Here is an 11,855-nt window from a genome sequence, read left to right as displayed (position 1 = left end):
TGGGTGCTGCCATGAATATCGGCGGTGCAGTGCGGAAACTTGAGCGTTGTGGCGCGATGGCTCAGCTGCTGGACTTCTTGGCCAGCGCCTGGGTCAGGCCGTCGCTGGTGGTCTGCATCTGGGTCACCAGGGTTTCCATGGCCGTGAACTGTTTGGTGTAGCGGTCGGAGACCTTTTCCATGCGCGCATCGAGCGCGTCCAGGCGGCTTTCCAGGTCCTTGATCTGCTTGTTCAGCGAATTGGTGCGCTGGGTGAGGGTGCCGGTTTCCTTGTCCAGGTTGCTCTTGATCAGCGTGTCCATCGGCTTGCCGATGGCGCCCTCCTTGCCGAACAGGCGGGCCACGGCGTCGGGATCCTTGCCAATGGCGGTTTCCATCTTGCCGCTGTCCAGGGTCAGGCTGCCGTCGGCGGCCATGGTCACCCCCATGTCCTTGAGGCCGTTGATGTTGCTGCTGAACTGGCTGCGCAGCTGCTGCTGCAGGCCACGCACCATGGCGTCGCCGGTCAACGCGGCGGAGGTCTTGCTGGTGGCGTTGTAGGCGCTGGCGGACTTCAGCGCGCCGTTCATCGCGTTGTAGGCGGCGACGAACGCGGCCATGTCGGTTTTGACGGTGGTGTTGTCGCGGGTGATGGTCAGGGTCTGGGTCTTGCCCGCCTCGGTCCCGGCCTTGGTCAGGGTCAGGTTCACGCCCGGGACGATGTCGCTGATCGTGTTGGAGCTGGAGGTGCGGGTGAAACCGTCGACCACCACCACGGCGTCCTTGGGCTCGACCATCTGGGTCATGCCCGAGCCGGCGGTACCGTCGTAGGTCAGGGCATCCAGGCCGCCATTGCCGCCCGAGGCGGTGATCGTGACCGCGCCGGCCAGGCCGGTGTCGACAGCGCTGAGCACGAGGTGCTGGCCATCGTCGGCGGTGATGACGCTGGCGGTGACGACTTTGCCGCCGGCCGCCTTGTTGATGGCGGCGGCGATGTCGCTGAGCTTGCTGTCGGCGTTGACCGTCACTTCCAGGGTCTTGTCGCCATAGGCGATGGTCAGCTTGCCGTCGCCGACCACGTCATCCTTGCCGAACGCACCGGAGCTGAGTTTCTGGCCCTGTGCCAGCGATTTGACTTCGACCTGGTGGGTGCCGGCGGACGCAGAGGGCGCGCCCTCGCTGGTATCGATGCTGGCGGTGAAGTTGGAATCGGTGATGGTGCTGGTCTTGAACGCCGGCTTGTCGGCGCTCTTGATCAGGCTGGCCAGCGTGGTCTGCAGGTTGGTCATGCCGCTGGTCAGGGTGGCCAGCGCCGACAATTTGGCACTGGCGGCGGTGCCGGCTGCGTTGATCTGGTTTTCCTGCGGTTCGCGCTCCTTGGCGACCAGCTGGGCCACCAGGGTGGGAATATCGAGGCCGGTACCAATGGAACCAATCGCCATGTCTGCAGTCCTGTCTTGAAAAGTGGGCACGCAACCGCCTGCGCTTCCTGCAGGTGATATCGGCCCGGAACGGGGAGGCTTGAGCCGCAGTCACCAAAAGGTGCGCGCGGCGATGCCCAAGGCCAATGCAAGTACCGTGCCGCGCGTGGGGTCATTCGATGCGTGGGCCGGCCAACGGCCGGCGCTACCGAATGTGTCCGGCGCCCATGGTTGATTGATCCAGATCCCAATGGGCCCGTACCAATTCGTAGCCCCGGCCGTTGGCCGGACACCGCGCGCAGCGCGGCGCAAGTGTCCGAAACCTGTGTCTCAACGATCACCGTACTTCTACCGACGTTTAGACCTGCCGAAGCCGCCGTTCAGGCATTCATGACCCCGAAAGGAACAACAGAGAAAACCCCGCCGAAGCGGGGTTTTCAGTGTCACGCGCCAGCGAGAGGAATCAGCCCTGCAGCAGGCTCATCACGCTGGACGGCGACTGGTTGGCCTGGGCCAGCATGGCGGTACCGGCCTGCTGCAGGATCTGCGTGCGGGTCAGTTCGGCGGTTTCCTTGGCGTAGTCGGTGTCGCGGATACGGCTGCGCGAGGCCGACAGGTTTTCCGAGGTGGTGTTCAGGTTGGCGATGGTGGAGGTGAAGCGGTTCTGGATCGCACCCATGTCGGCGCGCGAGGAGTTCACCGAGGTCAGCGCCTTGTCCACGATCGACAGGGCCTGCTGGGCGCCGGCCACCGAGGAGATGTCCAGGTCGCTGGCGAACTGGCTGGCCAGCAGGGCGCCATTGGCGGCGGTGGTGGCGGCGTAACCGGTCGGGACGGTGGCGCCACCGGTGTAGGTGCCTTCGGTCAGGTCGATGGCATTGAACGTGCCGTCCGAGCCGACGCTGTTCTGCACCGAGGTCAGGTTGATCTTGCCTGCGGCGCCGTCGACCGAGGCGTACACGCCGGTCTGGTCCATCTTGGCGTTGATCGCGGCGGTGACGGCGGCGACGGTGGCCTTCTGGGTGGCCGTTTCGTCGACGCCGGCCTTCACGTTGATGTCGTCCAGGGTATAGGACTTGCCATCGGCACCGGTAATGGCCATGCCGGTGATCTTGACGTCGGCATTGGCACCGGCGGCAGCTGCGCCGACGATGAAGGAGTTGCTGTCGAACTTGGCGCCGCCCAGTGCGCTGGCGCTGGCATTGACGATGCTGTTGATGCCGATGGTCTGGCCCGAATCGGCGCCGACCTGGAACAGCGCACCGGAGAACGAGCCGTCCAGCAGCTTGGTGCCGTTGAAGTTGGTCTGGCGCGAGACGCGGTCGATTTCCGAGGTCAGCTGCTTCACTTCGGCGTTCAGTGCTTCGCGGTCGCTGTCGGAGTTGGTGGCGTTGGCCGACTGCACCGACAGTTCGCGGATACGCTGCAGGTTGTTGCCGATTTCGACCATCGCGCCTTCGGCGGTCTGGGCCAGCGAGATGCCGTCGTTGGCGTTGCGCACGGCCACGTCCAGCCCGCGGATCTGGGTGCTGAAGCGCTCGGAGATGGCCAGGCCGGCGGCGTCGTCCTTGGCGCTGTTGATACGCAGGCCCGAGGACAGGCGCTGGATGGTGGTGGCCAGGCTGGAACCGCTGGTCGACAGATTGCGCTGGGCGTTCAGCGACATCACGTTGGTGTTGATGACTTGTGCCATTTTCTTGCTCCTGGTGGCGATGATGTCGCCGGGTTGTCGAAGTGTTTCCCGCTTGCGGGAGCGCCAAGCGATGTGGATCTGCCGTGGCTGAAGTCAATAACGACCCGATGTCAACAACCTTTAATCCATTGAGGCAGAAATGTGCCGGTGTGCCGGGATTTCATTGGCATCGATCATTCCGTGGGCCGGCCAACGGCCGGCGCTACCAAATGTGTCCGGCGCCCACGGTTGGTTGATCCAGATCCCAATGGGCCCGTACCAATTCGTAGCCCCGAAGAGAACGGCAGGAGCCGTTCTCAACGTCGCGCAGCGACGGCCCGAAGGGTGCCCGCCAGGACGGCGGGCATAACGTTGGCCGGACACCGCGCGCAGCGCGGCACAACCACCCGAAACCGGGGTGTACAACGATCAACGTGTTTCAACCGACGTTTAGACCTGCCGAAGCCCGTCAGGCGTTCATGATCCCAGAACAAAAAACCCCGCCGGGGCGGGGTCTTTCGTTACGCACCATTTGCAGGAATCAGCCCTGCAGCAGGCTCATCACGCTCGACGGCGACTGGTTGGCCTGGGCCAGCATCGCGGTACCGGCCTGCTGCAGGATCTGCGTGCGGGTCAGTTCGGCGGTTTCCTTGGCGTAGTCGGTGTCGCGGATACGGCTGCGCGAGGCCGACAGGTTTTCCGAGGTGGTGCCCAGGTTGGCGATGGTGGAGGTGAAGCGGTTCTGGATGGCACCCATGTCGGCGCGCGAGGAGTTCACTGCGGTCAGCGCCTTGTCGACGATCGACAGGGCCTGCTGGGCGCCGGCGACCTTGGAGATGTCCAGGTCCGACGCGAAATTGACCTTCAGTGCGGCCTGGGCGGCGTCATCGCTGGGAGCGTAGGCCGCAGCCGGCAGGGCCACGGCGGTGCCCGTCAGGGTGCCGAAGTCGACATCGATCGCGTTGAACACGCCCTTGTCGTTGACGCTGTTCTGCACCGAGGTCAGGTTGATGGCACCCGCGTCATCGGTTTCGGCAAACACGCCGGTCTGATCCATCTTTTCATTGATCGCGGCGGCGATGGCGGCGTTGGTGGCCTTCGCCGTGGCGGCCATGTCGGCACCGGCCTTGACCTTGATGTCGGCCAGCGTGTGGGTGGTGCCGTCAGCGCCGGTGATTTCCATGCCGCTGATGGTGACGTCGCTGTTGACCGTGCCGGCGCCGAGCGAGAAGGTGCCCTTGTCGAACTTGGCGCCGCCCAGCGCGCCGGCACTGGCGTCGACGATGCTGTTGATGCCGATGGTCTGGCCCGAGTCGGCGCCGACCTGGAACAGCGCGCCGGAGAACGAACCGTCCAGCAGCTTGGTGCCGTTGAAGTTGGTCTGGCGGGAAACGCGGTCGATTTCCGAAACCAGCTGCTTCACTTCGGCGTTCAGCGCTTCACGGTCGCTGTCGGAGTTGGTGGCGTTGGCCGACTGCACCGACAGTTCGCGGATACGCTGCAGGTTGTTGCCGATTTCGACCATCGCGCCTTCGGCGGTCTGGGCCAGCGAGATGCCGTCGTTGGCGTTGCGCACGGCCACGTCCAGCCCGCGGATCTGGGTGCTGAAGCGCTCGGAGATGGCCAGGCCGGCGGCGTCGTCCTTGGCGCTGTTGATGCGCAGGCCCGAGGACAGGCGCTGGATGGTGGTGGCCAGGCTGGAACCGCTGGTCGACAGATTGCGCTGTGCGTTGAGCGACATCACATTGGTGTTGATGACTTGTGCCATTTCCGTGCTCCTGGATATGAAGGTAATGCGGGTGTGGTGGGGTGCCTCGGGGGAGGCAGTGGGCGATGTGCCCTGGTTGAAATCATTAACGACACCCCGGCGGGAACCTTTAGGCCCGGATGGCGGATATTTCGCGGATGTCAACGGCTGACGGCGGGCCGGCAACAAAAAACCCCGCCGGGCGGGGTCTTTCGTTACGCACCATTTGCAGGAATCAGCCCTGCAGCAGGCTCATCACGCTCGACGGCGACTGGTTGGCCTGGGCCAGCATCGCGGTACCGGCCTGCTGCAGGATCTGCGTGCGGGTCAGTTCGGCGGTTTCCTTGGCGTAGTCGGTGTCGCGGATACGGCTGCGCGAGGCCGACAGGTTTTCCGAGGTGGTGTTCAGGTTGGCGATGGTGGAGGTGAAGCGGTTCTGGATCGCACCCATGTCGGCGCGCGAGGAGTTCACCGCTTTCAGCGCGTCGTCCACGATCGACAGGGCTTTCTGGGCACCGGCGACGGAGGAGATGTCCACGCCGCTGACGGTGTCACGGGTGTCCGCGTCGGCATCGGCGAAATCGCCCAGTGCCATGACCAGCCCGGTGGCATCGGTGGTGGCGGCGGTGAACTCGAAATCCTTGCCCGACTTCAGCGAGGTCAGTTCCAGCTCGCCGCTCTCGGTCAGCGACGCGTAAACGCCGCTCTGGTCCATCTTGTCATTGATGGCGTTGACCAGTTTCTTGCTGACATCGGCAGCCTTGTCGCCCACGGCCACGTCCACAGCATCAATGGCGATGCCGTTGATTTCCATGTCGCTGACGGTGCCGGCGACGGTCGCCGCGCCGGTGATGGGGGCGGCGGTCGAGGTCTGCTTGGCGGCATACAGGCCATTGCCCAGTTCGGAGGTGCTGGAATTGACGATGCTGTTGATGCCGATGGTCTGGCCCGAATCGGCGCCGATCTGGAACAGCGCACCAGAGAACGAACCGTCCAGCAGCTTGGTGCCGTTGAAGTTGGTCTGGCGCGAAACGCGGTCGATTTCCGAGGTCAGCTGCTTCACTTCGGCGTTCAGCGCTTCGCGGTCGCTGTCGGAGTTGGTGGCGTTGGCCGACTGCACCGACAGTTCACGGATGCGCTGCAGGTTGTTGCCGATTTCGACCATCGCGCCTTCGGCGGTCTGGGCCAGCGAGATGCCGTCGTTGGCGTTGCGCACGGCCACGTCCAGCCCGCGGATCTGGGTGCTGAAGCGCTCGGAGATCGCCAGGCCGGCGGCATCGTCCTTGGCGCTGTTGATGCGCAAGCCCGAGGACAGGCGCTGGATCGTGGTGGCCAGGCTGGAACCGCTGGTCGACAGATTGCGCTGAGCATTCAGCGACATCACGTTGGTATTGATTACTTGTGCCATTTATCTCATTCCTGTGGGCAAGTTCCGGCCGCGGCGTGCACCCGGAGTTGACGCAGAGACCGCACCCATGCCGGATGCAGCTGTTGCAGGAGAGATAGCGGCGGTTTGACGGGAGGCTTGAGAAAAAATACGCAGAAAACATCACCCGGGCAGGGTGATGGTCGGGGGTTGCGCGTGTCCGGCGAGGGCCGGAACAGGCGCAACAGCCTGCAGCGCGGGGCGTTTGGCGCCCGGCGTGCGCGCTATGTCAGCGGATCGCGTTGAACAGCGACATCTGCTGCATCTGGGTGAAAATGGTCTGTGCGGCCTGCAGGGAAATCTGTTCCAGCTGGTACTGGCCGATCGCTTCGGCGTAATCCAGGTCGCGCATCGCCGACAGGGTGGTCTTGAGGGTCACGCCATTGGCGTCGCGCAGCGCGCCGGCATCGTCGATTGCCTTGAGCTGGGCACCACCGGCCGCGCGCGCGTCGATGAATTTCTCCGATGCCCGGGCCACATCGCGGATGCCGGCCTGCAGGATGTTCTGCTGGTGGGCCACCGCGGCCGGGTCATCGGCGGCGTTGTCCAGCGCGTTGATCATGCCGTCCAGGGTGGCGAAGATGTCGCGGGCATCGGCGGCGCCGATCCCGAAGCTGTCGCCGGCCTGGGGTTCGCCTTCGATCCGCATCGAAACGCCCTCGAACGTGATGTCTTCGCCGGCCTTGAAGGTGCCGGTTTTCACCACCGTGTTGGTCGCATCGACCACTTCATAGGCATCCGGGCCGGTGAAGCGCAGGGTGTAGCTGGCGCCGTCCCAGCTGCCCGATGCCGGGTCGCGGCCGAAGGTGGTGAGTACGCCGGTACCGGTGTTGGTGCCGCTGGCGCTGCCGTCCAGGGTGCCGTCGCCGGTGCGGATGCGCAGGAAGATCTCACTGCCGGGCAGGGCGTCCTTGACGAAGGTATCCGGGGCCACTTCCACCTGGCGCTGGGTCTGGTCGCCGTTGTAGGTGACCACGCCGTTGCTCAGCGTGAACGGCGCATCGGCGTCGTCGGTGCCGCCAAAGAGGTAGCGCCCGGTGCCGTCGGTGGAGTTGGCCAGCGACAACAGGCCGTCGCGCACGCTCTTGAGCTCGGAGGCGATTGACTTCAGGTCGGCCGCCGACAGCGCGGGGTTGTTGGCCTGGATGGTCAGTTCGGTGATGTGCGCCATCATTTCGCCGGCCTGGGCCAGTGCGTTCTCCTGCAGGCCCAGGCGGTTTTCCACCACGTCGCCGTTGCGGGCGAAGCGGTCCAGCTCGGCCACGGCGCGGTCCAGGCCCACGGCGGTGCCGGCGGCAACCGGGTCGTCCTTGGCGCTGACCAGCTTCTTGCCGGTGGCCAACTGCTGTTCGAGGTGGTTCATCTTGCTCTGCTTGGCCATCATCATCGAGATGGACTGGTTGAACATCATCCCGGTGGAGATACGGTTGTTCATCGCGAAACGGCTCCCAGGATGGTCTGGAACATGGTGTCGGCGGTGGAAATCAGCTGCGAGGCGGCCTGGTAGGCCTGCTGCAGGCGGAGCATGTCGGCGGCTTCCTCGTCCAGGTTGACCCCGGACACCGAGTCGCGCGAGGCCTGCGCCTGGTCGGTGATGACCTGCTGGGCCTGCAGCGAATAGTCGGCCGCACGCGCGGCCGAGCCGACCAGCGTGGTCAGGCCGCCCAGGGCCCCGTTGAGGGTGACCGTGCCGGCATTGAAGGTCTTGGCGTCCTCCACCTTGGCCAGCAGCAGGGCGTTGCTGTTGTCGCTGGAGCCGGCCGGGGTGGGGCTGATGTTGAAGCTGTCGCCGACTTTGGGTGCGCCGTCCAGCACGAAGCTCCAGCCGTTGGCGCTGATGGTCTGGCCGGCGGTGTAGGTGAACGGGCCGGTGCCATCGATGGTGTATTCCGTGGCGCTGGTGAACACGATGGCGGCCGGATTGCGCAGGTTGGCGTTGGCGTAGTCGCTCACGGCCACGCCGCTGACCTTGCCGGTGCCGGTGTTGCCCAGCCCGGCGGCGGCCTTGATCGGCGCTGCGGCAGCGATGCGCGACGTATCGGTGATCGCCACTGACAGGGTGCCGGCGACGCCGGCGGTGGGCTGCAGCAGGAAGCGGTCGTTCTGCGCCGGGGCGCCGGACATCACCAGCTCCACGCCGTTGAGTACCAGTGGATCGGCGGCGGTGCCGGTGCCGGTCATCGGCACGGCGGCGCCGGTGTCGGCACGGGTGGCCTGCCAGGCAGTGCCGTCAAACTTCAACACGATGTTCTGGCCGTCCAGCTTGGACAGGTCGCCGAAGCTGGCGCTGAAGCCGGCGGTGCCGGTATTGCTGGTGTTGCCGGTGACGCGCGGGCTGCCGTAGTTGAAGAAGTCCCCGCCCATGTTGCCGTACAGGTCAACGCCCTGGTGGTGGGTATCGTTGAAGTTGCTGGCCAGCCCCACAGCGAGCTTGCCCAGCTCGGCCTGGGTGGGGGTCAGCACCGAATCGCGGAACTCGAGCAGGCCGCCGATCTGGCCGCCCAGGCTTTTCGGGTCCAGGGTGATCTTCTGGCCCTGGGTTTCCAACGCCAACTGCAGGCGCTCTGGCTGGTAGGGGTCGGTGACGGTGGTGACCTTGCTGGCGGTGGTACCCACCACCATGGCCTGGCCACCGGCGGTGTAGACGTTCATGAAGCCGCCGTCCTGGATGACCGCGGTGCCGCCGGTGTAGCCGATCAGGTTGGCCACCAGCTGGTCGCGGCGGTCGAGCAGGTCGGGCGCGGCGGCATTGGCATTGCTGCCGATGGCACCGTTGAGCTGGGCGATCTCGGCTGCGAGCCGGTTCACCTCCGAGGCGCCGGCGATCAGGCCGTTGTTGACCTCGCCATTGAGCGCGTTGAGGCTCTCGTTGAGCTGCTTGAAGCGACTGGCGAGGGTGCCGGCGTTGTCGAGCATGCTCTGTCGGTCGGCGGTAGCGGACGCGTTGGATGACAGGCCGCTGACCGTATCGAAGAAGTTCGACCACACGCCCGACACATTGGTGGCGGTGTCGGAGAACAGCGAATCCACCCGGTCGGCCAGGGTGGAAAGCTGCTTCAGCCGCGCCAGTTCGCCACTGCTGTCGAGCAGCCGCGAGATCGCCAGCTGGTCGGCTACGCGGCGCACATCGCTGATCCGGGTGCCGTTGCCGATGTCCCCGTAACCCAGGTTCTGCGGGTCGGCGGTGGCGAAATCCACCTTCTGCCGGCTGTAGCCGGGGGTGTTGATATTGGCGACGTTATGGCTGGTGGTGGCCAGGGCACGCTGGAAGGCGAGCAGGGCGCTGGTGCCGGTGGAAAGTACGGACATGGATTACCTCAACGACGGATTGCCCCCAGCCCGGCGGGGCTGGCGGTGCTGGCAAAGGTGCGGCCCAGGCGTTGGCTGGCATCGCCCACGGCGGCGATGGCGCGCTCGATGGTCGGGCCGCCGGCGATCGCGGCGATCTTGGCCGCGTAGCTGGGGTCGGTGGCGTAGCCGGCTTTCTGCAGGCCCTGGGCGAAGCTGCGGACATCGCCGCCGGCCTGCAGCGCGTTCTGGTAGCGCGGGCTGTTCTTGAGCAGCTTCACGTAGTCGGCGAAGCTGTCACCCACCGAGGTGTAGGCGCGGAAGCTGGCGGTTTCGTTGCGGCGCACGCCGTCGACATATTCGTGGGTGCCGCTGGTGGCCCGCTCGCCACTCCAGCCGGTGGCCTTGATCCCGAACAGGTTGTGCGAGCTGCCGCCGCCATTGCGCTGCACCAGCTTGCGGCCCCAGCTGGTTTCCAGTGCGGCCTGCGCTACCAGTGCCTTGGCATCCACGCCCAGTTCGCGCGCGGCCTGCTGGGCATGGCCCCAGATGCTGGCCACGAAGCCCTCCGGGGTGTGCGTGCCGAGCTGGGCGGCGGCGGTGCTGCCGGCCAGCGCGTCCACGGCGCTCGGGCCGGTACGGGCAGACGCGGTGGCGCCGACATCGCGCCAGCGGTCATCGGCCATGGCCCAGTTCTCGCTGGAGATATCGGTGGGCACCGCGCCATAGGGATCGCTGCGACCGATCGCCTCGTGCATCTGGCTCCTTTCACGCCCGGCAATCAGGTCCAGCGCGCGCTCCATCGGCTGCAACACCGCCGACGGCGCTTCGCCGCCAAGCTGCTGCAGCAGGTCCACTTCAGCCGGCGCGGACGCCGGTGCGCTGGAGGCAGGCAGGGCCATCGGCGCGGCGGTCGGCGCATTGAGCCGGTAAGCGCGCAGCGCCGCAGCCGGGTTGAGGCGGGTATCGGTGGGCGTGGCGGCATCGGTTTCGCCACCACCAAGCTGGCGCGAGATCATCGCCGACAGCCCCAGGCCACGGCCCTTGGTCATCGCGTCGGCGATCTTCTGGTCGTACATGTCGCGGAACATCGTGTTTTCGCCGGGCAGCAGCGAATCGCCGAAACTGGCATCGCGCATGCTCTTGACCAGCATCTGCGCGAACTGGCCTTCCAGCTGGCGCGCAACCTTGTCCACCTTGGCCGGGCTGTTGGCCTGGGCCGGGTTGAGCTCCAGTGACGGTTGGATGCGCATCAGATCACCTCGAGTTCGGCACTGAGCGCGCCGGCCTGCTTGAGGGCCTCCAGGATCGCGATCAGGTCGCCCGGTGCGGCGCCCACGGCATTGACCGCGTGCACGATCTCATCCAGCGTGTTGCCGCCGTTGAACTTGAACATGCGGCTGCCGTCGTTGGTGGCGGTGATGGTCGACTGCGGCGTGGCCACGGTCTGTCCCCCGGCAAACGCATTGGGCTGGCTGACGTTGGTATTTTCGTTGATGGTCACGGTGAGCGAGCCATGCGAGATGGCCGCTGCGCCTACCCGCACCTGCGCGCCGATGACCACGGTGCCGGTACGCGAGTTGACCACCACCTTGGCCGGCGCGGTGCCGGGGGTGAGTTCCAGGTTTTCGATGCGGGCCAGCAGGCCGATGCGTGCGCCCGGGTCGTTGGGCGATTGCACGGCCACGGTCACGCCATCCACCGCACGCGCCGCGCCTTCGCCGAACGCGTTGTTCAACGCGGCGACCATGCGCGATACCGTGGTGAAGTCGTTCTTGTGCAGGTTCAAGGTGATATCGCCACCGGCGCTGAACACGTCGGGCAGGGCGCGTTCGACGGTGGCGCCGTTGGGAATGCGACCGACGCTGGGCACGTTGACCGACACCCGTGAACCGTCCTTGCCCTGCGCACCGAAGCCGCCCACCACCAGGTTGCCCTGGGCGATGGCGTAGACCTGGCCATCGGCACCGCGCAGGGGGGCCATCAGCAGCGAACCGCCGCGCAGCGACACCGCGTTGCCGATCGAGGACACCGTGATGTCGATCGGCTGGCCGGGCTTGGCGAAGGGCGGCAGCTCGGCATGGATCGCCACTGCGGCCACGTTCTTCAACTGCGGGTTGACGTTGGCCGGCACGTTCACGCCCAGCTCGCCCAGCAGGTTCTTCAGGCTCTGCACGGTGAAGGGTGCCTGGCTGGTGCGGTCGCCGCTGTTATCCAGGCCCACCACCAGGCCGTAGCCCACCAGCGCATTGCCGCGCACGCCGCCGACCTGGGCCAGGTCCTTGATCCGCTCAGCCGACGCCGAAGACATGCAGAACAGGGT

Annotated in this window: 8 protein-coding genes; all 8 read right to left on the bottom strand. The window is 66.0% G+C overall.

Annotated elements, in window-relative coordinates:
• Positions 1 to 61 precede the first annotated feature (61 nt).
• The 8 genes from fliD to J7J08_RS07370 all read right to left on the bottom strand — a co-directional run bounded on the left by fliD (position 62) and on the right by J7J08_RS07370 (position 11,843).
• Positions 62 to 1,420, bottom strand: coding sequence for a flagellar filament capping protein FliD (fliD, locus tag J7J08_RS07405; protein ID WP_214903381.1), 1,359 nt, complete (start codon positions 1,418 to 1,420; stop codon positions 62 to 64).
• A gap of 442 nt (positions 1,421 to 1,862) precedes the next feature.
• Positions 1,863 to 3,092 carry a flagellin gene (locus tag J7J08_RS07400; protein WP_214903378.1) on the bottom strand — a complete coding sequence of 410 codons (1,230 nt, stop codon included), beginning with the start codon at positions 3,090 to 3,092 and terminating at the stop codon, positions 1,863 to 1,865.
• Positions 3,093 to 3,612: 520 nt separating this feature from the next.
• The gene (locus J7J08_RS07395; RefSeq protein WP_214903375.1) at positions 3,613 to 4,839 is read right to left on the bottom strand and encodes a flagellin; all 1,227 of its coding nucleotides are present in this window, start codon (positions 4,837 to 4,839) and stop codon (positions 3,613 to 3,615) included.
• 214 nt (positions 4,840 to 5,053) lie between these two features.
• Complete coding sequence (locus tag J7J08_RS07390) at positions 5,054 to 6,226, bottom strand: flagellin (RefSeq protein ID WP_214903372.1); 1,173 nt, start codon at positions 6,224 to 6,226, stop codon at positions 5,054 to 5,056.
• A 247-nt stretch (positions 6,227 to 6,473) separates the two neighbouring features.
• Positions 6,474 to 7,679: a flagellar hook-associated protein FlgL gene (flgL, locus tag J7J08_RS07385; protein ID WP_214903369.1), complete on the bottom strand. Its 1,206-nt coding sequence runs from the start codon at positions 7,677 to 7,679 to the stop codon at positions 6,474 to 6,476.
• Positions 7,676 to 9,553: a flagellar hook-associated protein FlgK gene (gene flgK / locus J7J08_RS07380; RefSeq protein ID WP_214903366.1), complete on the bottom strand. Its 1,878-nt coding sequence runs from the start codon at positions 9,551 to 9,553 to the stop codon at positions 7,676 to 7,678. The genes flgL and flgK overlap by 4 nt, the downstream gene beginning before the upstream one ends.
• Positions 9,554 to 9,561: 8 nt before the next feature.
• The gene (flgJ, locus tag J7J08_RS07375) at positions 9,562 to 10,785 is read right to left on the bottom strand and encodes a flagellar assembly peptidoglycan hydrolase FlgJ (RefSeq protein ID WP_214903363.1); all 1,224 of its coding nucleotides are present in this window, start codon (positions 10,783 to 10,785) and stop codon (positions 9,562 to 9,564) included.
• Positions 10,785 to 11,843: a flagellar basal body P-ring protein FlgI gene (locus J7J08_RS07370; protein WP_251006494.1), complete on the bottom strand. Its 1,059-nt coding sequence runs from the start codon at positions 11,841 to 11,843 to the stop codon at positions 10,785 to 10,787. Before J7J08_RS07370 ends, flgJ begins: the two co-directional genes overlap by 1 nt.
• Between the last annotated feature and the right edge of the window lie 12 nt (positions 11,844 to 11,855).

The sequence above is a fragment of the Stenotrophomonas sp. ISL-67 genome, from assembly GCF_018612915.1.
Classification (GTDB): Bacteria; Pseudomonadota; Gammaproteobacteria; order Xanthomonadales; family Xanthomonadaceae; genus Stenotrophomonas.
The sequence above is the reverse complement of the archived record's forward strand: the minus strand, read 5'-3'. Positions and strand labels throughout refer to the sequence as shown.

Coding starts and splice junctions, on each gene's coding strand:
- J7J08_RS07370 (WP_251006494.1), bottom strand. CDS start 11,843: ATGTCTTCGGCGTCGGCTGAGCGGATCAAGGACCTGGCCCAGGTCGGC.
- J7J08_RS07390 (WP_214903372.1), bottom strand. CDS start 6,226: ATGGCACAAGTAATCAATACCAACGTGATGTCGCTGAATGCTCAGCGC.
- flgJ (WP_214903363.1), bottom strand. CDS start 10,785: ATGCGCATCCAACCGTCACTGGAGCTCAACCCGGCCCAGGCCAACAGC.
- fliD (WP_214903381.1), bottom strand. CDS start 1,420: ATGGCGATTGGTTCCATTGGTACCGGCCTCGATATTCCCACCCTGGTG.
- J7J08_RS07400 (WP_214903378.1), bottom strand. CDS start 3,092: ATGGCACAAGTCATCAACACCAACGTGATGTCGCTGAACGCCCAGCGC.
- flgK (WP_214903366.1), bottom strand. CDS start 9,553: ATGTCCGTACTTTCCACCGGCACCAGCGCCCTGCTCGCCTTCCAGCGT.
- flgL (WP_214903369.1), bottom strand. CDS start 7,679: ATGAACAACCGTATCTCCACCGGGATGATGTTCAACCAGTCCATCTCG.
- J7J08_RS07395 (WP_214903375.1), bottom strand. CDS start 4,839: ATGGCACAAGTCATCAACACCAATGTGATGTCGCTCAACGCACAGCGC.